The 23,995-nt window shown below is 72.9% G+C and carries 25 protein-coding genes; 11 read left to right on the top strand and 14 right to left on the bottom strand.

Features of this window, described 5'->3' with window-relative positions:
• Positions 1-43: 43 nt before the first annotated feature.
• Both PYR91_RS16250 and PYR91_RS16245 read right to left on the bottom strand, forming a co-directional pair.
• Positions 44-733, bottom strand: a complete 690-nt coding sequence (locus tag PYR91_RS16250) for a response regulator transcription factor (RefSeq protein WP_279780646.1) — start codon at positions 731-733, stop codon at positions 44-46.
• Positions 730-1,845: an ATP-binding protein gene (locus tag PYR91_RS16245; protein ID WP_279780778.1), complete on the bottom strand. Its 1,116-nt coding sequence runs from the start codon at positions 1,843-1,845 to the stop codon at positions 730-732. The genes PYR91_RS16250 and PYR91_RS16245 overlap by 4 nt, the downstream gene beginning before the upstream one ends.
• Positions 1,846-2,020: 175 nt before the next feature.
• Here PYR91_RS16245 and phoU point away from each other — a divergent pair, with 175 nt between their 5' ends.
• A complete protein-coding gene (gene phoU / locus PYR91_RS16240) occupies positions 2,021-2,674 on the top strand; it encodes a phosphate signaling complex protein PhoU (RefSeq protein WP_279780645.1) in 654 nt (217 codons plus the stop codon).
• A 90-nt stretch (positions 2,675-2,764) separates the two neighbouring features.
• Here the strand turns inward: phoU and PYR91_RS16235 are convergent, their stop codons facing one another.
• From PYR91_RS16235 to mshA, 3 genes are all read right to left on the bottom strand, one after another.
• Positions 2,765-3,508, bottom strand: a complete 744-nt coding sequence (locus PYR91_RS16235) for a phosphoglyceromutase (RefSeq protein ID WP_279780644.1) — start codon at positions 3,506-3,508, stop codon at positions 2,765-2,767.
• Positions 3,509-3,576: 68 nt separating this feature from the next.
• Positions 3,577-4,083: a YbjN domain-containing protein gene (locus tag PYR91_RS16230; RefSeq protein ID WP_279780643.1), complete on the bottom strand. Its 507-nt coding sequence runs from the start codon at positions 4,081-4,083 to the stop codon at positions 3,577-3,579.
• A gap of 66 nt (positions 4,084-4,149) precedes the next feature.
• Positions 4,150-5,391, bottom strand: coding sequence for a D-inositol-3-phosphate glycosyltransferase (gene mshA / locus PYR91_RS16225; protein ID WP_279780777.1), 1,242 nt, complete (start codon positions 5,389-5,391; stop codon positions 4,150-4,152).
• A 325-nt stretch (positions 5,392-5,716) separates the two neighbouring features.
• On the opposite strand from mshA, the gene PYR91_RS16220 reads away from it, so the two are divergent.
• Both PYR91_RS16220 and PYR91_RS16215 read left to right on the top strand, forming a co-directional pair.
• Positions 5,717-6,457, top strand: a complete 741-nt coding sequence (locus tag PYR91_RS16220; protein WP_279780642.1) for an SDR family oxidoreductase — start codon at positions 5,717-5,719, stop codon at positions 6,455-6,457.
• A 16-nt stretch (positions 6,458-6,473) separates the two neighbouring features.
• Complete coding sequence (locus PYR91_RS16215) at positions 6,474-7,367, top strand: class I SAM-dependent methyltransferase (protein ID WP_279780641.1); 894 nt, start codon at positions 6,474-6,476, stop codon at positions 7,365-7,367.
• A gap of 8 nt (positions 7,368-7,375) precedes the next feature.
• On the opposite strand, the gene PYR91_RS16210 is transcribed toward PYR91_RS16215, so the two are convergent.
• Positions 7,376-7,894 (bottom strand): O-acetyl-ADP-ribose deacetylase, encoded by a 519-nt coding sequence (locus PYR91_RS16210; protein WP_279780640.1) that lies wholly within the window; start codon positions 7,892-7,894, stop codon positions 7,376-7,378.
• Positions 7,895-8,069: 175 nt separating this feature from the next.
• Between PYR91_RS16210 and PYR91_RS16205 the strand changes: the two genes are divergently transcribed.
• The 6 genes from PYR91_RS16205 to PYR91_RS16180 all read left to right on the top strand — a co-directional run bounded on the left by PYR91_RS16205 (position 8,070) and on the right by PYR91_RS16180 (position 12,802).
• Positions 8,070-8,426, top strand: coding sequence for a BlaI/MecI/CopY family transcriptional regulator (locus tag PYR91_RS16205; RefSeq protein WP_279780639.1), 357 nt, complete (start codon positions 8,070-8,072; stop codon positions 8,424-8,426).
• Positions 8,423-9,349, top strand: coding sequence for a M56 family metallopeptidase (locus PYR91_RS16200; RefSeq protein WP_279780638.1), 927 nt, complete (start codon positions 8,423-8,425; stop codon positions 9,347-9,349). Before PYR91_RS16205 ends, PYR91_RS16200 begins: the two co-directional genes overlap by 4 nt.
• A 117-nt stretch (positions 9,350-9,466) precedes the next feature.
• Positions 9,467-9,949, top strand: coding sequence for a helix-turn-helix transcriptional regulator (locus PYR91_RS16195; RefSeq protein WP_279780637.1), 483 nt, complete (start codon positions 9,467-9,469; stop codon positions 9,947-9,949).
• A gap of 3 nt (positions 9,950-9,952) precedes the next feature.
• Positions 9,953-10,396 carry a hypothetical protein gene (locus tag PYR91_RS16190; RefSeq protein WP_279780636.1) on the top strand — a complete coding sequence of 148 codons (444 nt, stop codon included), beginning with the start codon at positions 9,953-9,955 and terminating at the stop codon, positions 10,394-10,396.
• A 205-nt stretch (positions 10,397-10,601) separates the two neighbouring features.
• Positions 10,602-10,931, top strand: coding sequence for a DUF2516 family protein (locus tag PYR91_RS16185; RefSeq protein ID WP_279780635.1), 330 nt, complete (start codon positions 10,602-10,604; stop codon positions 10,929-10,931).
• A gap of 233 nt (positions 10,932-11,164) precedes the next feature.
• Complete coding sequence (locus PYR91_RS16180) at positions 11,165-12,802, top strand: DUF2207 domain-containing protein (protein WP_279780634.1); 1,638 nt, start codon at positions 11,165-11,167, stop codon at positions 12,800-12,802.
• Positions 12,803-13,031: 229 nt separating this feature from the next.
• Here PYR91_RS16180 and PYR91_RS16175 read toward each other — a convergent pair whose 3' ends face one another.
• The gene (locus PYR91_RS16175) at positions 13,032-13,961 is read right to left on the bottom strand and encodes an asparaginase (RefSeq protein WP_347943189.1); all 930 of its coding nucleotides are present in this window, start codon (positions 13,959-13,961) and stop codon (positions 13,032-13,034) included.
• Between the two features lie 150 nt (positions 13,962-14,111).
• On the opposite strand from PYR91_RS16175, the gene dtd reads away from it, so the two are divergent.
• A complete protein-coding gene (gene dtd / locus PYR91_RS16170) occupies positions 14,112-14,537 on the top strand; it encodes a D-aminoacyl-tRNA deacylase (RefSeq protein WP_279780632.1) in 426 nt (141 codons plus the stop codon).
• A gap of 263 nt (positions 14,538-14,800) precedes the next feature.
• Here the strand turns inward: dtd and PYR91_RS16165 are convergent, their stop codons facing one another.
• The 4 genes from PYR91_RS16165 to PYR91_RS16150 all read right to left on the bottom strand — a co-directional run bounded on the left by PYR91_RS16165 (position 14,801) and on the right by PYR91_RS16150 (position 18,418).
• Positions 14,801-15,865, bottom strand: coding sequence for a folate-binding protein (locus PYR91_RS16165; RefSeq protein ID WP_279780631.1), 1,065 nt, complete (start codon positions 15,863-15,865; stop codon positions 14,801-14,803).
• A gap of 37 nt (positions 15,866-15,902) precedes the next feature.
• Positions 15,903-16,316 carry a Fur family transcriptional regulator gene (locus PYR91_RS16160; protein ID WP_279780630.1) on the bottom strand — a complete coding sequence of 138 codons (414 nt, stop codon included), beginning with the start codon at positions 16,314-16,316 and terminating at the stop codon, positions 15,903-15,905.
• A gap of 623 nt (positions 16,317-16,939) precedes the next feature.
• On the bottom strand, positions 16,940-17,713 hold the full coding sequence (locus PYR91_RS16155) for a sporulation protein (protein ID WP_279780629.1): 774 nt from the start codon (positions 17,711-17,713) through the stop codon (positions 16,940-16,942).
• Between the two features lie 216 nt (positions 17,714-17,929).
• Positions 17,930-18,418: an FABP family protein gene (locus PYR91_RS16150; protein WP_279780628.1), complete on the bottom strand. Its 489-nt coding sequence runs from the start codon at positions 18,416-18,418 to the stop codon at positions 17,930-17,932.
• Between the two features lie 99 nt (positions 18,419-18,517).
• Here PYR91_RS16150 and PYR91_RS16145 point away from each other — a divergent pair, with 99 nt between their 5' ends.
• The gene (locus tag PYR91_RS16145) at positions 18,518-18,880 is read left to right on the top strand and encodes a DsrE family protein (protein ID WP_279780627.1); all 363 of its coding nucleotides are present in this window, start codon (positions 18,518-18,520) and stop codon (positions 18,878-18,880) included.
• 21 nt (positions 18,881-18,901) lie between these two features.
• On the opposite strand, the gene PYR91_RS16140 is transcribed toward PYR91_RS16145, so the two are convergent.
• The 3 genes from PYR91_RS16140 to PYR91_RS16130 form a co-directional block, all read right to left on the bottom strand.
• On the bottom strand, positions 18,902-19,615 hold the full coding sequence (locus tag PYR91_RS16140; RefSeq protein WP_279780626.1) for a glutamine amidotransferase: 714 nt from the start codon (positions 19,613-19,615) through the stop codon (positions 18,902-18,904).
• A complete protein-coding gene (locus tag PYR91_RS16135) occupies positions 19,605-20,834 on the bottom strand; it encodes a MurT ligase domain-containing protein (protein ID WP_279780625.1) in 1,230 nt (409 codons plus the stop codon). Before PYR91_RS16135 ends, PYR91_RS16140 begins: the two co-directional genes overlap by 11 nt.
• 78 nt (positions 20,835-20,912) lie before the next feature.
• Entirely contained in the window at positions 20,913-23,990 is a 3,078-nt protein-coding gene (locus tag PYR91_RS16130) for an ATP-binding protein (RefSeq protein WP_279780624.1), read from the bottom strand.
• Between the last annotated feature and the right edge of the window lie 5 nt (positions 23,991-23,995).

Genomic DNA, 23,995 nt, shown 5'->3' with positions numbered 1-23,995 from the left:
GTGAGGCCGTTCAGGCCGCCTCGCGGGGCCTGCCGGGGATCACTTACTCCTCGGCGGGGTCGAACTTGTAGCCGAGCCCGCGGACGGTGAGGATGCAGCGCGGGTTGGACGGGTCGGCCTCGACCTTGGCACGCAGGCGCTTGACGTGCACGTCGAGGGTCTTGGTGTCGCCCACGTAGTCGGCGCCCCACACCCGGTCGATGAGCTGCCCGCGCGTGAGCACCCGGCCCGCGTTGCGCAACAGCACCTCCAGCAGCTCGAACTCCTTCAGCGGGAGCTGCACCTGCCGGCCGCGCACCGCGACGATGTGGCGGTCGACGTCCATGCGCACGGGGCCCGCGGCGAGGACGGCCGACTCCACCTCCTCAAGGTCGCCCTGCCTGCGCAGCACGGCGCGGATGCGCGCCACCAGCTCGCGCGAGGAGAACGGCTTGGTGACGTAGTCGTCGGCGCCCAGTTCGAGGCCGACCACCTTGTCGATCTCGCTGTCCTTGGCGGTCAGCATGATGACGGGAACCTTGGATCGCTGCCGCAGCGACCGGCAGACCTCCGTGCCCGGCAGGCCCGGGAGCATGAGGTCGAGGAGCACGAGATCGGCTCCGTTGCGGTCGAAGGTGTCCAATGCCTCGGGGCCGGTAGCCGCGACGGCGACCTCGAACCCTTCCTTGCGCAGCATGTAGGACAGGGCGTCCGAGAACGATTCCTCGTCCTCGACCACCAGCACGCGGGTCACTTCGCGGCCTCCAGAGGAGTAGACGTGGTGCTGGGCACCGCTATAGCCATCCCGCCGAAGGCGGGCAGACGGAGGGTGAAGGTGGAACCGGAGCCTTCTTTGCTCCAGACCGTCACCTCGCCACTGTGGGCGACGGCGACGTGCTTGACGATGGCGAGGCCGAGACCGGTGCCGCCCGTCGCCCGGGACCGGGCGGGGTCGACGCGGAAGAAGCGCTCGAAGATGCGTTCCTGGGAGGTCTCGGGGATGCCGATGCCCTGGTCGCTGACGCTGACCTCGACGCAGTCGCCCGCGGGCCGCGCGCTCACCACGACGCGGGTGCTCTCGGGACTGTAGGCGACGGCGTTGTCGATCAGGTTGCGCAGCGCCGTCACCAGCAGCTCGTCGTCGCCCCAGACGCGCAGCCCCTCGGTGCCGCCGGCGACCAGGGAGATCTGCTTGGCGATGGCCTTGGTGTTGCAGCGGTCGATGGCCTCGTGGACGACCTCGTCGACCGGCACGCACCCGGGCGTGGGGATGGGCTCGCCGCCCTGGATGCGCGACAGGGTGATCAGATCCTGGACGAGGTAGGTGAGCCGGGCGGCCTCGTGCTGCATGCGCCCGGCGAAGCGGGTGACCGCCACGGGGTCGTCGGCGGCGTCCTGGACGGTCTCGGCGAGCAGGCTGAGGGCGCCGACGGGGGTCTTCAGCTCGTGGCTGACGTTGGCGACGAAGTCGCGGCGGACGGCCTCGACCCGGCGGCGTTCGGTCTGGTCCTCGGCGAGCACCAGCACCTGGCCGTGGGTGCCGAGCGGGGCCACCCGCACGGCGAACGTGGTGGGCTCGACGCCGAACTTGCTGCCCTGGACCTCGATCTCGCTCTCGCGGATCTCGCCGTTCCTTCGCACCTGCCGCGCCAGCGCCAGCAGCTCGGCCGCCATGAGATGATCGCCCTTGACCAGGCCGAAGGCGCGCGCGGCGGAGCTTGCGCGCAGCACGCGGTCGTCGCGGTCGAGCACGACGGCCGATGAAGGCAGCACGGCGAGCACCGAGGCCACGCCCTGGGGCAGGACGGCCTCGGAGGCCTCGTCGGAGTCGGGGTGCCGCCGGTCGCGCTGACGCACGGCCATCATCAGGATCGCCCCGACCACAAACCCCGCCAAGGCGGCCAGGCTCGTCAGGATCTCACTCACGCTCTCGATGGTAGGCGTCCTCCCCCGCTGGCCAGGACCGATAATGCGCCCCTTTCCTGCAGAGTTCACGTTCCGGACGGAGTTCGTTCATAGACGCGCGGCTAGCGTGAGCGGCATGCGCGACGCCTTCCACGACGAACTCAACGCCCTCACCGGACGGCTGGTCCAGATGACCAGCCTCGTCCGCTCGGCCATCTCGCGGGCCACCACCGCACTGCTGGACGCCGACCTTCAGCTCGCCGAGAGCGTGATCTCCCAGGACGGGGAGGTCGACCGGCTGTACGCCGACATCGAGACCTCCATCTTCGAGCTCATGGCCACCCAGCAGCCCGTCGCCGTCGACCTGCGCACGGCCATCACGGCCCTGCGCATGGGCGGCGACCTCGAACGCATGGGGGACCTGGCCCAGCACGTGGCCAAGATCGCCCGGATGCGCCACCCCGAATCGGCGATCCCGCCGGAGGTGCGCGACACCATCCTGGAGATGGGGCAGATCGCCGAGCGCCTGGTCACCAAGACCGGCACCTGCATCGCCACGCACGACGTCGAGCTGGCCAAGGAGCTGGAGAGCGACGACGACGCGATGGACATCCTGCACCGCAGGCTGTTCCGCGTGCTGCTGTCCAAGGACTGGACGTACGGCATCGAGCCGGCGATCGACATCACCCTGACGGGCCGCTACTACGAGCGGTACGCCGACCACGCGGTGCGCGTCGCGCGCGACGTGGTCTACCTGGTCACCGGCACCCGGGACCCCGACGAGCCGTGACGGCGGCCGGGCCCCGGCCCGGTGCCGGCGGACGCGCGAGAAGGACCCGTGCCCCAGGAGGGGCGCGGGTCCTTCTCGCGTGGTCGGTGGCTACTTGCCCTGGTTGGCGACGGCCTCGATCGCGGCCTTCGCGGCGTCGGGGTCGAGGTACTCGCCGCCGGTCTTCAGCGGCTTGAAGGCCTCGTCGAGCTGGTAGAGCAGCGGGATGCCGGTGGGGATGTTCAGCTTGGCGATCTCCTGGTCGCCGATGCCGTCCAGGTGCTTGACCAGGGCGCGCAGCGAGTTGCCGTGCGCGACGACCAGGACGGTGCGCCCGGTCGTGAGGTCGGGGACGATGCTGTCGTACCAGTAGGGCAGCATGCGGTGCACGACGTCCTTGAGGCACTCGGTGCGCGGCAGCAGCTCGGGCGGCAGCACCGCGTAGCGGCGGTCGCCCGCCTGCGAGTACTCGTCGTCGTCGGCGATCGGGGGCGGCGGCACGTCGTAGGAGCGGCGCCAGAGCGTGAACTGCTCCTCGCCGAACTCCTCGCGGGTCTGCGCCTTGTTCTTGCCCTGCAGCGCGCCGTAGTGGCGCTCGTTCAGCCGCCAGGAGCGGGTGACGGGCAGCCACGAGAGGTCGGCCGCCCCCAGGGCGATGTTCGAGGTCTGGATCGCGCGGCTCAGCAGCGAGGTGTGCACGACGTCGGGGCTCAGCCCCGCCTCGACCAGCAGCCTGCCGCCGCGCCGCGCCTCCTCCTCGCCCTTGGGCGAGAGCGCAACGTCCACCCAGCCGGTGAACAGGCCTTTCGCGTTCCACTCACTCTCGCCGTGCCGCAACAGCACCAAGTTAGCCATGCGCCAAGCTTAGGGCGTGCCGCCTTTACCTCGTCGCGGGGAGAGCGCCCCGGGCCCGCCCGCGGCGCTCACTCGTCGCGCCGGGAGCGTTCGACGATGCCCTCGAACGCGCGCAGGTTGGCGAGCGACTCGCCGCGCTTGACGCGCCAGTCCCACTCGCGGCGGATCGAGGACGAGAAGCCCAGCTCCAGCGCGCGGTCGAACCACTCGTCGGCGTAGGTGAGCACGCACCCGAGCAGGCGGTCGATCTCCTCGTCGGAGATCGACGCCAGCGGCAGGTGGCCGACGATGTGGACGTCCCCCACCGAGTCGAGGGCGAAGTGGACGCCGTACATGGAGCCGTTCTTCGACAGCAGCCACCGGTAGAACGCGGTGTGGTTCTCGTCGGGCTGGCGGCAGAAGAACGCCTCCACGTGCAGGGCCTTGTCGGTGACGGTCAGCCATGTCACCGTGGCGAGCTTGTGCTGGCCGGGGAGCTTCACCAGGAAGGCCCCGGGGCGCGGCCGCTGGAAGGGGACGTCGGCGGCCTTCAGCGCGGACTCCACGGCGGCCTCGTGATCCATGACAGTGCCCATTCCCGCGTTCCTACCCCGATGTTCGGTGTCTACCCGGCGCCGGCGGTCCGATCCGCCGGCGGCGGCTCAGCGGCACTCGGCCCCGACGGCCGAGCACTGGAGACCCGCCAGGGCCCCGGCGTACACGTCCATCAGGCGCGCCGCGGTGGCGGACCAGCCGAAGGAGGCCGCGTGGGTCCTGGCGCCGGCGGCCAGCGCCTCGCGCAGCGCCGGGCGGTCGACCAGCGTGCGCAGCGCCTTGGCCCAGGCGGCGGGGTCGTGGCCGTCGATCAGCAGGCCCGAGTGCCCGTTCTGGACGGCCGTCCTGAGCCCGCCGACGGAGGCCGCCGCGACCGGGGTGCCGCACGCCTGGGACTCCAGCGCCACGAGGCCGAAGGACTCGTTGTAGGACGGCACCACCGTGACGTCCGCCGCTCGGTACCACTCGGCCAGCTCGTGCTGCGGGACCGGCGGCGCCGGCCACAGGACGTCCGACAGGCCGAGCTCGCCGGCGAGCTCGGCGACGTGGGAGGGGCGGGCGAGCCCGTTGCCGCTGGGGCCGCCGACGAAGGCGACGACCAGGCGAGAGCGCAGGGAGGGGTCCTCGGCGAGCATCCGCGCGGCGGCCCGGAGCAGCACGTCGGGGCCCTTGAGCGGCTGGATGCGTCCCACGAAGAGCATGACGTGGGCGCCGGGCGGCAGGCCCAGGCGCCGCCGGGCGACGTCCTTGGGGCCGGGGCGGAAGACCCGCAGGTTGACGCCCGGGTTGACCACGGTCACCCGCTCGGCCGGCGCCTGGTAGAGGTCGATCAGCTCGCGCGCCTCGGCGTCGGTGTTCGCCACCAGGCGGTCGGCGACGCCCACGACGTTCTCCTCGCCCAGCACGCGGCCCACGGGCTCGGGCTTGTCGCCCGAGGCGAGCGAGAGGTTCTTGACCTTGGCCATGGTGTGCATGGTGTGCACCAGCGGCACGCCCCAGCGCTCCCTGGCCAGCCATCCGACCTGGCCGGAGAGCCAGTAGTGCGAGTGGATGAGGTCGTAGTGGCCGGGGTCGTACATCGCCTCGGTGCGCAGCACCCCCGACAGGAAGGCGCAGAGCTGGCCGGGCAGATCGCCCTTGTCGAGCTCCTCGTAGGGGCCGGCGGTGACGTGGCGGACGGTCACGCCGGGGACGATCTCGACGGCGGGCGGGAGGTCGCGGGCGGTCTGCCGGGTGAAGATCTCCACTTCGACGCCGCGGCCCGCGAGGCGTTTGGCGACCTCGACGACGTAGACGTTCATGCCGCCCGCGTCGCCGGTGCCCGGCTGGTCGAGGGGGGATGTGTGCATGCTGATCGTGGCGACCCGTCTGACGCTGGGTTCGACCGGCCTGACCGGCACCTGACACCACCTCCACAGGGGTAACTGTCGGATTCTGCGCACGATTCCCGTCATACGGCTGCGGACCCCCTAGAAACCCACTTATGGGCTCGACTCCCTCAACCGGCATCCACTATGCGGCCCCCCGGCCCCTCGGGCGCAAGCGGGGGTGGGGATCGCGCGGTCCCGGGCGCCCGTCCGGGCGGGCGCGCTGGCAGGATGACGGGCGGGCGGCCACGGACGGCATCGGCCCTCGGGGGCCGGGGACCACAGGCGACGTTAAGGACTGGACGACATGACCAAGACAGCGGTGGTGACGGGCGCGAGCAGCGGCATCGGCGAGGCCACGGCACGGCGGCTCGCGGCCGAGGGGTACGACGTCGTCGCGGCGGCGCGGCGCCGCGACCGCCTGGACAAGCTCGCGGCCGAGGTGCCCTCCATCACGCCCGTGACGCTCGACGTGACCTCCGACGAGTCGGTCGCCGACCTCGTCGCCTCGCTGGGCCGGTGCGACGTGCTGATCAACAACGCGGGCGGGGCCTTCGGCCTGGAGCCCGTCGCCGAGGGCCTGGTCGACGACTGGCGGCGCATGTACGAGGTCAACGTGCTGGGCACGCTGCGGGTGACCAAGGCGCTGCTGCCCAAGCTGGTCGACTCGGGCGACGGCGTGCTGCTGATGATCACCTCGGTGGCCGGTCTGGTGTCCTACGAGGGCGGCGGCGGGTACTGCGCGGCCAAGCACGCCGAGACGTCCATGACCGAGACGCTGCGCCTGGAGCTGTGCGGCGAGCCGGTGCGCATCGTGGAGATCGCGCCCGGCATGGTGCACACCGAGGAGTTCTCGCTCACCCGGTTCCGCGGCGACGCCGAGCGGGCCGAGAAGGTCTACGAGGGTGTCCCCGACCCGCTGAGCGCGGACGACGTCGCCGACGCGGTGGCCTGGTGCGTCACCCGGCCCTCCCACGTGAACGTCGACCGCCTGGTGATCCGGCCCCGTGCCCAGGCCGCCCAGCACAAGGTCCACCGGGTCTCGTGAGACATGCGCCCTCCGCATGAGAGTCTCCTGGACGTTCCCGGACGAGCACGGCGATGACGCCCGCGGGCGCCGGGTGACCCGGCAGGGGCCGCCGGTCGCGCGGGCCGTCAAGGCCCGGCCCGTCGGCGAGGTGACGCGCGGGACCACCGGGCACAACCGGCTGCGCCGCTCCGACCGGTGGATCACCGCGGTGTACGGCCGGCTGCTGGTGTCCGGCGAGCGGCCGCTCGTCGTCGACCTCGGCTACGGGGCGTCCCACGTGACCACCACCGAGCTGTTCCTGCGGCTGCGCCGGGTCCGCCCGGACGTCGAGGTGGTCGGCATGGAGATCGACCCGCTCCGCGTGGCGGCGGCCAAGCCGTACGAGCGGCCGGGGCTGACCTTCGTCAGGGGCGGCTTCGAGCTGCCGGTGAGCCGCCCGCCGCTGGTCGTCCGGGCGTTCAACGTGCTGCGCCAGTACGACGAGGCGCAGGCGTGGGAGGCGTGGGGCATGCTGCGGTCGCGGCTGGCGGCCGGCGGCGTGGTCGTCGAGGGCACCTGCTCGGAGATCGGCCACCGGGCCACGTGGGTGACGCTGGACGCGAGCGGGCCGCGCACGGTGACGTTGTCGGCCCGCCTGGGCGGGCTCGGGCGGCCCTCCGACCTCGCCGAGCGGCTGCCGAAGGCGCTGATCCACCGCAACGTGCCCGGTGAGCGCGTGCACGCCTTCCTGCGCGACTTCGACCACGCCTGGACGGTGTCGGCGCCCTACGGCGCGTACGGCGCCCGGTCGCGGTGGATCGCCGCGGTGGAGCGGCTCGCGGAGACCTGGCCCGTGCCCGCCTCGCCGCCGCTGGGCGGCAGGCGCAGGTGGCGCCTGGGCGAGGTGACCGTCCCATGGACGGCGGTCGCCCCGGAGGGGACCGGCTGACGGCGGGGTCAGGCGGTCAGGCCGGCCAGGGCCTTCTCGAACGCGGCGTAGGCGTCGTCGCCGAACAGGACGAAGCGCGCCTCGGCCACGCTGGTGGACGCGCCGCGCACGGTGGTCAGGGCGATGCGGGCCGCGTCGTCCAGGGGCCATCCGTAGATGCCGGCGGAGACGGCCGGGAAGGCGACCACCTTGGCGCCGAGCTCGTCGGCCACCCGAAGCGACTCGGCGTAACACGAGGCGAGCAGGTGGGAGCGGTCGTCCGACCTGGCGTACACCGGCCCGACGGTGTGGATGACCCACCGGGCCGGCAGGCGGCCGGCCGTGGTGGCCACGGCCTGGCCGGTGGGCAGGCCTTTCTCATAGCTCGACGCGCGCAGCGCCCGGCACTCCTCCAGGATCCGCGGCCCGCCGCGCCGGTGGATCGCGCCGTCCACCCCGCCGCCGCCCATCAGGGAGGAGTTGGCCGCGTTCACGATGGCGTCCACGGCCTGCTCGGTGATGTCCCCGCGTACCAGCGTCGTGTCCATGGACCGAGCCTAACCGCGGCACGGGCGGCGCCCCCCGAACCGCCCGCCGGGCGGGCGGAGCCGTCCGTTCGCGGCGCTCCGGAAGGCCGCGCCCACCGGCCCGGGAGAGAACGGATCACAAGGTGGAGGGCATCCCTCTACGCGACGTAGTACTACCCGGGGTAGCCTTGTTCTCGTGAAGGGTCTCGGCGAGCTTGAGCGCAGCATCATGGACATCCTGTGGGCCCAGGAGGGCCCGCTGACCGCCCGAGAGGTGGGCCGGCTGATCGCCGACCGCGACCTCGCGCCCACCACGGTGATGACCGTGCTCGACCGGCTCACCCGCAAGAACTTCCTCACGCGCACCCGCGACGGCAGGGCCTGGCGGTACGAACCGCACGCCAGCCGCGACGCGTACGTCGCCGAGCTTATGCTGGAGGCACTCGACATGACCGGCGACCGGTCGGCGGCGCTCACGCGCTTCGCGCAGACGGTCTCCGGCTCAGAAGCCGAAATCCTTCGCAAAGCACTTACGGAGCTGGAAGAAGAGTGATCGCCGCCGCCGTCCTGACCGCGCTCGCCCTGGCGTGCGCGGTAGGCGCCTGGCGGCTCACGACCGCGCGCTGGACCTACCGGGCGCCGCGCGCGGCCATCCTGCTCTGGCAGTCCCTCGGCGTCACGTGGGGCCTGGCCGGGGTCGGGGCGCTGCTGGCGTACGCGCTCGAACCCTACGGCAGCGGCGTGCTCTACGGCCTGCACGCCTTCGCCGAGTCGGCGGTCTCGTTCGGCACGGGCCACGGCCTGCCGCAGCACTACGACCCCACCCGCCTGGCCTCGCTGGCCGCGGGCCTCGCGGTGCTCGCGGTGCTGGTGACGGTGCTGCTGCTGGCCGGGGTGCAGACCCTGCGCGCCCGGCGGCGGCACCGCGTCCTGCTGTCCCTCATCGCGCGTGACGACCCCGGCGTCCCCGGGGTGCGCGTGGTCGACCACCCCGGCGCCGCCGCGTACTGCCTGCCCGGCCTGCGGTCGGAGGTCGTGGTCAGCGCCGGCACCCTGACCCTGCTCGACCGCGACGAGCTGGCCGCGGTGCTGGCCCACGAGACGGCCCACGTCCGCGAGCGGCACGACCTCGTGCTGCTGCCGTTCACCGCGCTGAACTGGGCGCTGCCCTGGCTGAGCGTGGTGCGCAACGCCCACTCCTCGGTCGCGCTGCTGGTCGAGATGGCCGCCGACGACCGCGCCCGCCGCTACTGCTCGCCGCGCCGCCTGGCGACCGCCCTGCTGCGCTTCGGCACCGCCGGAGCCGTCCCCGCGCCGAACGGGGCCATGGGCGCCGCCGGCGAGCAGGTGATGGCCCGGGTCAACCGGCTGATCAAGCCGGGCGCCGCGCTGCCGAGGCGGTTCAGCTACAGCCTGGTGACGTTCTCCGTCCTGCTGGCGGTCTCGGCGCCGCTGCTGTGGATCTACCCGGGTTGAGCCCCGAGCCCTTCATTCCTCACCTGGCGAGGCCTGTCTACCCCCTCTCACCTGCGATGCTTGCTGATGCATGCTCAACTGTTTGCAATTGCAAGCAGGCTGATGCAGACTAGGGGCATGGAACTGCCGAAGGTCGGCTCGATCGGCGAGTACATCCGCGATCAGCGGCAACAGGCGAAGATCTCGTTGCGCCAGCTCGCCACCCAGGCGGGGGTCTCCAACCCCTACCTGAGCCAGATCGAGCGTGGGCTGCGCAAGCCGAGCGCGGAGATCCTCAACCAGATCGCCAAGGGGCTGCGGATCTCCTCGCAGGCGCTGTACGTGCAGGCGGGGCTCATCGACGACCGCGAGCCCGACAGCGACGTGCTCGCCGCCATCAGGGCCGACCAGGAGCTCAGCGAGCGGCAGCGCCAGGTGCTGCTCGACATATACGAGTCGTTCCGCAAGGAGAACCAGGCCGAGGCGGCGGCCGAGGCTGAGCGGACCTCCCAGAACGCTCAGCCCGGGCCGGAGCCGTCAGGCACGGACACGGTTCCTCCGGAAGAGGGTGTGGCCCCCTCGCGGATCGGCCGCGGTCAATCAGAACCCAAGGAAGGTTAACCCATGCCCATCAATACCGAGGTCAAGAAGCTCGCCGAGTCCAAGCCGTTCTACGCCGTCGCCGGAGCCGGCGACTTCGCGGTCGAGAAGCTGCGCGAGCTGCCGGAGCAGATCCAGCGGCTGCAGTCCCGCCGCGGCGAGGCGCGCGACGTCGCCCGCGACCTGCCGACCGTGGCGCGCAAGTACGCGAGCACCGTCCAGGTCAAGGCCGAGGCCGTGGCCCGCGACCTGCCCGAGAAGGCCAAGGAGTACGCCGACACGCTGTCCTCCAGGGCCGCGGCCCTGTACGACCAGTTCGCCAACCGGGGCCGCAAGGTCGTCAGCAAGATGAGCGGCGAGGCCGCGCTGGAGCTGGAAGAGGTCTCCACCGCCGCCGAGCCCGCGATCGCCTCGCGGACCACCGAGCCCAAGAAGGGCCCGCGCGGCACCGGCACCACCAAGGCTTGAGCCGCTCCGCGTCCACGGCCCGTCCCGGGAACCCGGGGCGGGCCGCGTACGTTGCCCCCATGCGGCCCCGAGCCGGAGCCGGCGCCACGCAGCCGCACGTCCAGGCGGCGTCGTGAGCTCCGGCAGGCCCCCAAGCCCGTCTTCTGGCGAGCTAGGCTGAACCCGGCCGTTCACCCCCGCCCCTGACACGACCACGGGAGAGACGATGATCGAGATTCACAGTGCTCTGGATCTCATTTTCTGGGTGCTCGCCATCGGGGCGTTCGGTCTGTGCGCATGGGCGCTGTTCCACGCCGTCAGGACCCCCGCCCGCTCGTTCGCCATGGCGGGCAAGCTGAGCAAGAAGCTCTGGCTGCTCATCCTCATCCTGGGCAGCCTGTTCTCCTTCGCCGCGGCGGTGCAGTACCTCAACGTGCTCAGCATCTTCACGATCGCCTCGGTGATCGGGTCGGGCATCTACCTGGCCGACGTGAAGCCCGCCGTCAACGAGATCGGCCGGGGCAACAGCGGCGGCGGCCCGTACGGCGGCTGGTAGGCCGTCCCGGAGGGCGCGCCGCGCCGGGGCCGTAGCCAGTCGGCCGCGCCGGGGGCCGTGCCACCTCAGCCTCGCCGGGGATCGTCGGCCGCGCCGACTCCGGCGCCGGCGGCGGGCGGTCGTCCCCAGAAAGCGGCGTCCTGTGGACGCCGCTCGCGGGCCGTCGCGCGGTCATCCACAGGCGCCGGTGGTCTGACGACGCGCCCGGGGGTTCGCCGCTAGGCTGACGCCCCATGGTGGATCTAGCCCGTCGACTCCTGGCCGCGGCCGTGCCGGCCCTTCTCGTCGCCGCCCCCGTCCTCCTGTCCACCCCGGCCCTGGCCGGGGCCGACGCCGTGGAGAGCACGCAGATCACCATGGAGCTGCGCCGCGACGGCGTGCTCCACGTCAAGGAGCAGATCTCCTACACCGGTCAGGTGCGGCGCACGCTGATCACCCGCGTGCGGCACGACGACGCGAACGACCGCCTCTACCGCGTCACCGGCTTCAAGGGCGACGGCACGCTCGCCGACGGCGTGATCACCCTGGGCGGCGGCGGCAGGGCGGCCATCGAGTACGACGTCACCGGGGCCGTCACCCCCGTGGGCGGCGGCGAGGAGCTGCGCTGGTTCGCCGTCAACGGCTGGTCGGCGCCGGTGCGCGGCGCGGTCGTGCGGCTCACCGGGCCGAGCATCGTCCAGAACCTCTCCTGCTTCGCCGGCGACCTCACCGCGGCCACCGGCTGCACCGCCGCGTCGATGGACGAGAGCGGCACGCGGGCGGAGTTCGAGCAGCAGGGCTTAGGGCCCTCGCAGGCGTTCACCGTGGTCGTGGGCTTCCCGCCGGGCACGAGCGGCGCCAAGCCCATCCTGGAGCGCAGGTTCGAGCTCGCCAGCGCCTTCACGCTCAGCCCGGTCACGGGCGGCGCCCTGGCCGCGCTGCTGGTGCTGCTGCTCGGGGGCGTCGCGCTGCTCTACTGGACCCGCGGCAGGGACGCCAGGGTCATCGACAGCGAGGCCGGCGCGGTCACCCCGATCGAGAACGGCCGGTTCTCCCCGCCCGACGGCGTGCGCCCGGGCCAGATCGGCACGCTGCTCGACGAGCAGGCCGACGTGATCGACGTCACCGCCACCGTCGTCGACCTCGCCGTGCGCGGCTTCCTGCGCATCGACGAGCAGCCGCGCGGCGCCTACGACGCGCCCGACTGGCTGCTGGTCAAGGTGCCGGGCGCGCCGGTGGACTCCCTGCTCGACTACGAGCGCGCGCTGTACAACGCCATCTTCGACGGGGAGGAGTCCGTGCTGCTTTCGCACCTGCACGGCTCGTTCGCCGCCAGGCTGGGCAAGGTGCGCGACGCGCTGTACCGCGACGTCGTCACCCAGGGCTGGTTCGCCCGGCGTCCCGACTCCGTGCGCACCCGCTGGACCACCCTCGGCGTGATCGTCGCCGGGCTCGGCGTGCTGGCCACCGTGGCGCTCGCCTGGTTCACCACCTACGGCCTGCTCGGGCTCGCGGTGATCATCGCGGGGGCCGCGCTGTCGGTGGGCGGCCAGTACATGCCCGCCCGCACCTCCAAGGGCGCGTCGGCGCTCGCCCACACCCTCGGCTTCCGCGAGTACCTCGCCTCCGGCGCGGTCGGGGAGGTGCCCGCCGCGCAGCGCATCGAGCTGTTCTCCCGCTACCTGCCGTACGCCGTGGTGTTCGACAACGTCGACCGCTGGGCCCGCGTGGTCAGCTCGATGAACGGCGACGGCACCCGCGCCGACAACCTGTACTGGTACCACGGCCCCGCCGAGTGGGACCTGTCCAAGTTCGCCGACTCCATGCGCACCTTCACCCTCACCACCTCAGGCGCGATCTCGGCCTCCCGCCAGTTCCGCCGCGCCCTGTGACCGAGGGCCCGCACGCACGACCGCCTCGCGGGCCCGGTGATCCGCCGGTCTCGCGCCGTCTGACCGAGCGGCCCGTCCGGTCCGCCGGTCCACAGGCACGATCGCTTCGCCGGGCCCCGGTGATCCGCCGGTTGCCCGCCGTCCGACCGAGCGGGCACGTCTCGTCCGCCGGTCCACGCGCACGGCCCCGGGGGCGTGGCGTTCGGTGGTTCCGGGTCGTCTGACGGGGTCAGAGACGGCCGCGGACGCGGACTTCCCCCACGGGGCGGCCGCCGCCGAGCTGCGGGGGTGTGGCGAGGGCGTTCAGCTCGGGGGCGTCCAGGCCGAGGGCACGCAGGGTGGCGACCGTCACCGGCACCCGGGCACGCTGGCCGCCGTCCTCGATCTTCACGGTGGCCGCGCGGCCGTCCTCGAACGCGAACGCGTCGAAGGCCTCCGCGCCCGACTTGAGCACCAGGCCGGGGATCGCCCGCATCAGTGCGGCCTCCGCGCGCGTGGTGCCGGACGTCCACTCGGGGTGGGCCCGCATGGCGTCGACGACGCGGCGTTCGTGCGTGCCGGGGGCGGCGAGCGTGAGGGCACGGTAGGCACGGGTGATCCCGGCCATCGAGGCGAAGAAGAGCGGCGCGCCGCACCCGTCGACGCCGGTCGCGGCCACCCGCTCGCCGGTCAGCTCCTCGGCGGTCGCGCGGATCGCCCGCTGCAGCGCGTGCGCGGGGTGCAGGTAGCCGTCGGTCGGCCAGCCGTTGGCCACACAGGTGGCGAGCATCGCGGCGTGCTTGCCCGAGCAGTTCATGGTGATCCTGGCCGGCGCGCCGCCCGCGCGCAGCACCCGGTGAGCGGCCGCGGTGTCCAGGGGCAGGTCCTCGGGGCACTCAAGGGCACCGGCGTCCAGCCCGACCCCGGCGAGGATCTTGCCGACCCCCTCGATGTGGAAGTCCTCACCCGAGTGGCTCGCGCACGACAGCGCGAGCAGCTCCCCGTCCAGGTCGAGCCCGGCGCGCAGCATCCCGAGGGCCTGCAGGGGCTTCATGGACGAGCGCGGCGACGCCGCCGCGGCCACGTCCCCGTAGGCGGCCACCGTGGCGGCCTCGGCGTCGATGGCGAACACCCGGGCGTGGTGCACCGACTCGACGAACCCAGAACGGACAACTTCCACAATCAATGGCGCAACGGACACGTAATCTCCCTTCGTGCATGAGTGTACGGACGCCGGAACGGCTCCGTTCAGGCCGCCGCCCATCTCCGCACGCCTGCGGAAACCCGCGCCGCGCCGGGGTGGGCGCCGGGGGTGGGAGAATCGGGGACCATGCGAGCCGTAGTTCAGCGGGTGATGTCCGCGTCGGTGGTGGTCGACGGGCGGAGCGTGGGGGCGATCGACGAGCCGGGCCTGCTCGTGCTGGTCGGCGTGACCCACGGCGACGGGCCGGCCGAGGCGGCGAAGCTGGCCGCCAAGCTGTGGGGCCTGCGGGTGCTGTCGGGCGAGAAGTCGTGCTCGGACATCGGCGCGCCGCTTCTCGTGGTCAGCCAGTTCACCCTGTACGGCGACACCAGGAAGGGCCGCAGGCCCACCTGGCAGGCCGCCGCCCCCGGCCCGGTGGCCGAGCCCCTGGTCGAGGCGGTGGTGGCCGAGCTGCGCGCCCTGGGCGCCCGCGTGGAGACCGGCGTGTTCGGCGCCGACATGAAGGTCTCCCTCGTCAACGACGGCCCCATCACGTTGATCGTGGAGATCTGAGGGGCCCGCCCGAAGCCCCGCCCCAAGCGGACGACGGCCCCGTCCGCCGATCCAGCCACACCGCTCGCGGGAACTCCCCACGCCCCGAGAAGGCCACAGGACACCACCCGAAGCGGACGACGGCCCGGCCGCCGATCCCGGTCACACGGTCGCGGGACTCCCGGCATCCACAGCGAAGGCGCTGACACGCCTGCCGGAAGGGACGACGTTTCCGCCCCGCTGGGGACCAGGGGGCGGGCGATCGGCCGGGATGCCGGCCCGGGTCAGCGGATGCGGCGGCGCAGGGCGGGGTCGATGCTGACGTTGCGGCCGGCGTCCGGGGGGACGATGACCTCCTGGCTCGCGGGGACGCCGCCGGCCAGCAGGGTGATGTCCACCGGCACCGTGCGCTTGACCACGGCCAGGGCGATGGGGCCCAGCTCGTGGTGGCGCGCGGACGAGCCGACGAACCCGACCTGGCCCGGCTCGGCGCTTCCCTCCATGGCCGCCTCGGGGTCGGCCTCCCTCGGGGCGCCCACGCCGAAGGTGACCGGCGTGCCGTGCGGCGGCAGGGTGTCGGCGCTGCCGTCCAGGTGCAGGAAGACCAGGCGGCGCGGGGGGTGCCCGAGGTTGTGCACCCGGGCGACGGTCTCCTGGCCCCGGTAGCAGCCCTTGCTGAGGTGTACGGCGCTGCCGATCCACCCGATCTCGTGCGGGATGGTCTTGTGGTCGGTCTCGAAGCCGTGCCGGGGCAGGTACGCCTCGATGCGCAGCGCCTCGTACGCCCACAGGCCCGCCGGGCGCAGCCCCAGCTCGGCGGGCAGCCCCGCCAGCCGCTCGCGCGGGACCAGCAGGTCGCCGCCGACCGCGATCGCGCCCTCGACGGCGGGCACGGGGCCCGCGTCCTCCCCGGCGCCCGGGGCCCGGACCGTGACGACGGCGTAGGCCGCGGTCAGGTCGGACACCTCGACGCGCAGCATGAAGCGCATCTTCTCCAGCCAGGAGACCAGCCCGGCGGACGCGCCCGGCTCGACGTGCCCCCAGACGGACTCGCCGTCGTCGACGAGCGTGAGGTGGTGCTCCACCCGGCCCTGCGGGTCGAGGAACAGCGTCTGCGCGGGCGTGCCCGGGGTGAGGGTGTCGAGCTTCTGCGAGCTGAGGTCGTTGAGCCAGCTCAGCCGGTCGGGCCCGGAGATGCGGACGACCTCGCGGTGGCTGCGGTCGACCAGGGCCTGCCCGGCCGCCAGGGCGCGCTGCTCGGCGTAGGGCTCGCCGTAGTGCGCGGCGACGGCCTCGTCGGGGGCTTGGGCGGCTACGGCTCCGGGCGTGTCGAGCAGAGGGCTTCGCATGCCCCCAGGCTATTGCGCCGCGGCCGCCTCCGGTGACTCAGGAGCGGCAGTCGCGGCACTGGCCGAAGACGGTGAGGTGGTGGACGTCGGTGGTGAAGCCGAGCTCGTTGTCGAGGGTTGCCACCAGGTTCTGCACGAGCTCGGGGCGAATCTCGGTGACGTTGCCGCACTCGCGGCAGACCAGGTGGACGTGGTCGGCCTCGCTGGCCAGGTGGTAGGTCGGCGCGCCGTGCCCGAGATGGGTGTGGGTCACCATGCCGAGCTCTTCGAGCAGTTCGAGGGTGCGGTAGACGGTGGAGATGTTGATGCCCCTCGCCGTCTCCTGGACCTCGCCGCAGATGTCCTCGGGGGTGGCGTGGCCGAGTCGCGCGACCGCTTCCAGCACCAACTGCCGTTGCGGAGTGACTCTGTAACCGCGCGCCCGCAACTCCTCGTGCCATGTCCCGGTCATGAACCGAGTGTACGAGCCCGGCGCGGGCGGCAGGGCCCGCACGCGAGGAGCCGTGCGCCCGCGCCGGGCCGTTTCCGGCCCCGGCCCCGGCCCCGGCCCCGAGGACAGGCCGCCACGCTGCGGCCCGCCGTAGAGGGCCCGGGCAGCGGGGCGGCGCGCGGGTTGTCCACTCACGCCGCGACCCGCCGTAGAGGCCCGTCCGGCGGGACGGCGCGCGGGTTGTCCACTCACGCCGCGACCCGCCGTAGGGCCCCGCGCAGCGTGATGGCGGGCGGGCTGTTCGCTCACGCGGCGGCACGTCGTAGGGGTCCCGGGCGGCGGGGCGGCGCGCGGGTTATTCGCTTGCCTGCCGCCGAGGCGTCGCATAACTTACTAGCACGCAGAAGGGAGGTGGTCCGAACAATGGTTGATCATTATTGGGCTAGCGAGGTGGCTGTCCGCTAGGACATCGCCAGAGTCAGGACCTCCGTCCAGACGTCGTGCCCTCCGGGGCACTGGTGGCGTCCGGCGAATCCAAGCAGACACCGGAACCCCGGGCAGCCGGCGAGGGGAGCGAACTCCCCTCATGGTCCAGTCGGCCCGTCTCACCAAAGAGGCGGAGCGCGCCCGGGGTTTTTACGTGTCTAGAACCAGCCCCGGCGGCGGGCCATCTGCTGCAGGCCGTTCTGCAGGGCCTGCTCCGCGGCCCCGGGGTGCTCGCCGTAGCGGACGGTGAAGCGGTTGTAGGTGTCGTGGCTGGAGGTCAGGAACCCACCGCGCTTGTCGGCCTCGAGGATGACGTCCATCTGGGTGGGGCCGGCGATGAAGGTCAGCTCCAGCTCGTTGAAGTGGCCGCGCCACTGGCCGCCCGCGTAATACTCGATCTCCTGGAAGAACGGCATGTGCGAGCCGCGCAGCGTGCCACGTTCCAGGTCGGCCTTCTTGAAGCGGAAGCCCAGGCGGTCGAGCGCCATGATGATGTGCTCCTGGGCGGGCAGCGGCGAGACGAACAGCGGGTCGAGATCACCCTTGTCCAGGGCGCCGGCCAGCGCCAGCTCGGTGGAGACGCCGAGCTTCATGCCGTACAGGGAGTGGCCGCCGATCGCGCTGATCGGGGTCTCCCACGGCACCGGGATCTCGAAGGGCTGGGCGTGCGCCACGCCCGCGCCCAGTTGGAACGATCCCGCCACCTGCTGCCGCAGGAAGCTGTAGGTGGTCTTGTGCTCGTTGTCGCCGCTCTCCACCTCGACCACGGCCGTCAGGTCGACGTAGATGCCCTCCACGCGGTACTCGGAGCCGCCGCCGCGGAAGTTCACCACCCCGCGCAGCGACTCGCCCGGCCGCACGGTCGCGTTGTTCAGGACCGTGTCGACCTCGACGCCGGCGCCGAACGCCGCCATGAGCTTGCGGAACACCATCGTGCTCTCCTAGGGATCAGCCACTCGCCGGTCCGGCGCCGGACCGGTTCGCGGGGGGAAACCGCCACTGTTCACGCCAGACCCTAGGGGTGATCCACAGCTTTAGGAAGAACCGTTTGGAACGCGTCTCAAGCCGGACAGAACCGAGATCCGGCCGGCCCGCCCCGGCGGCGGCCGGGGCCGGGGCGACGCCCCGCGAGGCGCCTCGGGAGCGGGTCAGCCGACCTTCTTGAGGTCCGCCGACAGGTGGGAGGTGAGCGGGTGCCCCTCCGCCGCCATGTCGTAGGCGTACATCAGGTTGCCCTCGACCAGGCCGTACAGCCGGTGGCCCGCGGTGTACTCCTTGGCCGTGGCCGTCCGGGCCACGACGTCGGTGCGCAGCTCGATCTTGTGGAAGACGACCTCGCCGATGTAGATCTCGACGATGCCGGTCGGGTGCGAGAGCACCACTTCGAGCTGCCGCTCGGGCAGGGCGCGCCAGTAGCCCGACTCGGTGGCGAGGGGCCGCACCATGGCGCCCTCGTCGTCCAGCAGCCACGTTCTGCTGACGTAGCTGAGGAACGGCTTGCCGATGTGGTCGAAGACGATCTCCTGCCCGAACCGGAAGCTCTCGATGCTCGGGTAGCCGCCCACGCCGGCGCCTTCCCACCTGCCCAGCAGGAACGAGATCGGTTCGAGGGCGGGATGGAGTGTCTGGGAGTCCATGTGACCAAAGCCTAGAGGCCCCGCGCGGGGCTCACGCATGGGGGAGCTGACCGGAGAAACACCTGGTGGACCGCTGTCGCGGCCGCATAGGCTCAGAGCATGGCACGATCAATGGTGATAAAGGTGACAGCAGGGTCGGACGCCCCCGAGCGGTGCAACCAGGCCTTCACCGTCGCCGCGGCGGCGGTGGCCAGCGGCGTCCCCGTCTCCCTGTGGCTGACCGGGGAGTCCGCCTGGTACGGCCTGCCCGGCAGGGCCGAGGAGCTCGCCCTCCCGCACGCCACCCCGCTCGCCGACCTGCTCGACGTCGTGCTGACCGGCGGCAGGGTGACGGTGTGCACGCAGTGCGCCGCCCGCAGGGACATCACACAGGACGACCTCATCGACGGCGTGCGCATCGCCGGCGCCTCGACGTTCGTGGAGGAGGTGCTGGGCGACCAGGTGCAGGCGCTCGTCTACTGAGGCACGAGGCCCACGGGCCCCTCAGCGGGGCAGGACGGCGCTCAGGCGCTCCTCACGCAGGCGGTCGTACCAGGTGTCGTCGATGGGCAGCAGCGGCCCGGTGGCCCAGCCGAGGAAGACGTCGGCCAGCCACGGGTTGCGCGCCAGCGCCGGGCCGTGCAGGTAGGTGCCGACGATCTTGCCCGCGTGGCAGCCCTCGGTGCCGTCGCCGTTGCCCACCCCCACCACCGTGCGCGACAGCGGCCGGACGCCGGCGCCGAGCCGGGTGACGCCCATGTGGTTCTCGAAGCCGCTGAGGATGTGCCCGCCGAGGCCGGTGTCCACCTCGGCCGCCAGCTCCCCCACCGCCCGTGACGGGCCGCGGACGCTCTCGATGTCGAGCAGCCCGATGCCCGCGACCGGCTGGCCCTCCTCGCCGCCGAAGACCGACCCCATGATCTGGTAGCCGGCGCACACCGCCAGCAGGCTCGCGCCGCGGTCGATCGCGCGGGACAGGCCGGCGTCGCGCCGGAGCCGCTCGGCGGCCAGGATCTGCGGCCGGTCCTCCCCGCCGCCGATCAGGTAGATGTCCCCGGAGTCGGGCACGGGGTCGGAGGAGCGGACGTAGACGGTCTCGACCGGGATGCCGCGCTTGCGGGCGCGCTGCTCCAGGATCAGGAGGTTCCCGTGGTCCCCGTAGGTGCTCAACAGGTCGGGGTAGATCCACACCACGCGCAGCGCGCTGTCAGACGGCACGGCCGAACTCCGCTCGAATCTGCTGGAAGGCTGTGTAGTTGGCGATCACGTCGACCCTGCCGGGCGCCTGGGCTGCCAGGGCCTGGTCGAAGCTCTCGCAGAGCTGGAACGGCACCCCGGCGACGTCGAGCCGCAGCGCCAGGTCGAGCCGCCGCTCGCCGGTGACGAACACCGGGCGGCCGGCCAGGATGCGATAGTCGACGTCCCACAACCAGGAGGTGTCGCGGCCGTCGGGCCCCTGGGCGTTCACCGACAGGATGATCGGCAGCGCCGGGTCGGCGACCTCGAAGGCCTCCAGCCAGCCGGCCGGGTTCTTGGCCAGCAGCAGCCGCAGGGCGCGCCCGTCGCGCTCGACCATGGTGTAGCGGCCGGCGACCGAGGTGACCTCGCGCAGCCGGGGCAGCGCCTGCTCGACCGGCAGGCCGAAGGCGTCCGCCACCGCCAGCGCGATGGCGGCGTTGGCGCGGTTGGCCCGGCCGGGAAGCTGGAGGTCGAGCACCCAGCGCCGCCGCCACGGGTCGAGCACGGCGTCGTCGTCGAGCACCCAGGTGGGCTCCGGACGCCGGAAGGTGCACTCGCGGCACGCCCAGTCGTCACCCTTGCGGTCGAGCGGGCCGCCGCACTCGGGGCAGGACCAGGAGTCCTCCTTCCAGGGCTGCCCGCACGAGACCCAGGTGACCCGGGGGGCCGTCGAGGCGCCCCAGGTAACCAGCGGGTCGTCGCAGTTGGCCACCACGTGCGTGTCGCGGCCTGCCAGGGCGCGGCGCCACTTCTGGGCCAGCAGCCAGATCTCGGCCGCGCGGTCCATCTGGTCGCGGCTGAGGTTCATCAGGCACACGACGGTCGCGCCGGTGGTGTCGAGCACCTCGGGCAGGTACTTCTCGTCCACCTCCAGCACCGCGAACGGGGCCTGCTTGGACTGCGACAGCGCCGAGACGTGCCCCGCGGGCATGTTGGCGCCGAACGCGTTGGTGGCGACCTCGCCGAGCTCCTGCAGCTCCGAGGTGATCAACCGGGTGGTGGTGGTCTTGCCGTTGGTGGCGCTGACCAGGACGAGCTTGCGGTCGGCGGCCAGCTTGCGCAGAAGGTCGGGCTCCAGCACGAGCCCGACACGCCCGCCGATCACCGATCCGTCACCACGCCCGGTGACCCGGGACAGCGTGGCGGCCGTACGCCCGAGGGCACTCGCGAGCTGAGCGCGCAGCGGTAGCTGGGTCATGCCGCGATCCTAGTGGGGACCGGGCGTGGAGTTCCGCACGACCGCCCGCCGATCGCCCGTCCGGTCGGCGCGCGGGCGCTAGTCCAGGAAGGACAGCTCCGCCTGACTGTCGGGGCCGCCCTCGAACGGCAGGACGAACCGGCGCGGCCACGACAGAACGGCCTCCAGCCAGCCCGCCCCCATGGTGTGGGCGATGTGGCGGACGCGGTCCCTCGGCTCGACGCCGATCGCGACGGTCGCGAAGTCCTCCTGGACGCCCTCGTGCTCGTCGTCCCCGAGCAGGACGCGCCAGGCCAGCGCGCGGTTGCGCTCCATCTCCATCGACAGCGGGTGGTGGCGCAGCGCCTTGGCGCGGTGACCGAGCAGCTCGGGCGCGCCCTCCTTGGGCCCGGCCCCGTTGACGCCGAGGTGCGGGTACGGCCGCCCCGACGGGTCGGTGCCGAACAGCGTGTACTCCATGGCCGGCGCGGGGCTGCGCAGGTTGGGCGCCGGGTGGCCGTGCGGGAACAGCCGGTCGACCTCGTGCACCCAGCGGATCTGCGGGATCACCCACGCGGCCCCGGGCCGCTCGCCCGCAGCCGGCCGCCCCTCCCCCGAGGGGTCGAGCAGGCCCGCCGCCACCTGCGCCGCCTTGACCGTCAGCAGGGTGGGGTCGTAGGACGTGCGCAGCGACCACGCCCGCCTGGCCACCGCGCGCTCCACCAGCGTCGCCAGCAGGCACTCACGGCGGCGCGGCGGCAGCCCGTCCCAGATCTCGGCCAGCACACGCGGCACGCCCGGAAGCGGGCGGTTGGCGCAGAAGGCCAGCACCAGCGTGTCGGTCCAGATGCGCAGCCAGGCCCACTCGGGCGCGCCGGCCAGCAGATCGGCCTCGCGCAGCTCGAACAGCGTGCACGCCTTGCCGGTGACGCACTCGTGCCCGCACGCGGCCGACCGGCGGCCGCGGATCGGCGGGATCAGGCCCGGGAGGTTGCGCTCGCGGTCCTCCCCCAGCGGCACCTGGACGCGCAGCGGGCGGTCCATGCCGTCGGCGAAGACGGCGGCGACGCCGGGCTGGAGCGAGACCACCTGGCGCGACTGGTCCTCGCTGAGGTTGATCGCCGCCCCCACGAGCCGGCGGTCGTCCTCGGCGGGAAGCCGGTGCACGACCTTCAGCGCGGTGTTCTTCACCACGTCGGCGATGAGCTTGGTCGGGATCTGCTCGGCCACGACGATGCCCTCGCCGTACGCCCGGATCTCCGCGAGCATGCCGGCCAGCAGCTCCACGGCGTGCGTGCTGGCCCGGCGCGAGCCCCGGTCGCGCAGCAGCCGGTGGGCCTCCTCGATCACGATGACGTGCTGGAGGCCGGACGCCTTCTCCTTGCGGGCGCGGATGCGCAGGTGCTCGACGATCCGGATGATCAGCGTGCCCATCAGGAACGCCTTGTCCTCGTCGTTGGCGACGTCCTCGATCGCGAACACGACGTTGCGCTTCAGCAGGCCGCCGATGTCGGCGGGGTGGCCGCCCTCGAAGAAGCGCCCGGCGGAGCCGACCCGCAGGCTGCGCAGCCGCAGGCTGATGAAGCCCTCGACGTCGGCCTGCACCTCGTTGCCGTACCCGATCTCCTGGATGACCTCCAGGGCGTGCGTCTGTAACTGCTCCAGGGTCGGCACGGCGGGCTGGACGGCCGCGCCGGGCACGCCGCCCCCGGTGACGACGTCCCAGCCGTTGGCCTCGTACACCCGCTGCAGCGCCAGGGACATGATCTGCGGGAACGGCTCCTCGGCGTCGAAGGCGGCCATGAACAGCGCCCGCACCATGTCGATGTGCGCCTGCACCGGGTAGCCCGGCTCCGGGGCGAGCGGGTTGACGCTGAACGGCACGTTGTCGGGCGCCGACGGGTTGATCACGGTGATCGGCGCCAGGTGTTCCACGCGCCCGGCCATCGCGGAGTACTCCGACTTGGCCGGCTCGATCGCCAGCCACGGGATGCCGGCCTCGGTGAGCTGCTCCAGCAGGTGCCGCACGGTCTGCGACTTGCCCGACCCGGTGGCCCCGGTGACGAACGCGTGCCTGTTGAGCGTCGCCAGCGGCACGCGGAAAGCGCCGACCGCGCGCTCCTGCCCGTCGATGACCGCCCCCAGGTCGACCACCGGCTCGCCGGTGTAACGCACGTCGGCCTCGCTCGTGACGTCGAAGAACCCGGCGTCGAGCACGCGCACGCCCGGCACCTCGCGGCGCGGCAGCCCGGCCAGGGCGGCGAGCGCGCCGGCGGTGGCCGCGAACGGGGCCGCCGCGCCGTCGGCGGGGTCCTGCACGGTGGCGCCGAGCACGTCGGCGAACGCGTACACCGGCTCCACGGCCGACATGCGGCCGACGCCGGTGAGCAGCGGGAGCGACAGGGCGCTGCGCAGCCGGTAGGGGTGGTGGCTCATCTCGACGGAGCCGACCAGCACCGGCGCGATCTGCCGCAGCTCGTCGGGGCCGGCCGCGCCCGCCAGCACGCGGACGTTCCACAGCCCGGCCTCGCGGAAGGCGTCGAGCTCCTGCATGCGCCGCTCGGCGCGCTCGGCGTCGAACCGGCTGCGCTCGGAGGCGTCGCCGTACTGACGCAGCACGTTGAGCTGGGTGCGCAGGTGGGACACCTCGGCGTCCAGCAGGTTGGTCGGCTCGGCGACCACCAGCCACGCGAACGGCCGGGACATCAGCGTGACCAGCGTGGACTCGAACAGCGTGGGGCGCAGCAGCTCGTCGGGGCCCGGCTCCCTGCGCCCGGCGAGCGGCGGGGCCTGGCGGCCGGGGCAGGGGGTCCAGGCGAGGTCGGCGAGGTCGGCCAGCCAGTCGTCGCCGACGCGCACCCCGCGGGCCCCGCCGGGGAACAGCAGCGGCTGCGGGCCGTGCGGCGGCTCCACGGCGACGGCGGCCGACGAGCGGCGCGGCGGGCGGGGCGGGGTCAGCGGACCCGCGTTCGTGATCAGTTCGAGAGGGGCGCCGGACCCCCGGGACAGCCAGCCGATGACGAAGGACCGGCCGCGCTGGGCGGCGGACAGGACGGCGGGTAAGACCGTCACGAAATCCCACTCGGCCGAGGAACTGCGCGAGGGGGCCGTGATCGCCTGGATGCGGTACCAAGGACCGCTCAGCGGAAACGGCGCGCTGGAGGCTGCGGAGGACACGCTGC

Origin of the sequence: Sphaerisporangium sp. TRM90804, from assembly GCF_029846175.1 — a bacterium.
Taxonomy (GTDB): Bacteria; Actinomycetota; Actinomycetes; order Streptosporangiales; family Streptosporangiaceae; genus Sphaerisporangium.
Note: the sequence above shows the minus strand (reverse complement) of the source record. Positions and strands in the feature narration are given on the sequence as shown.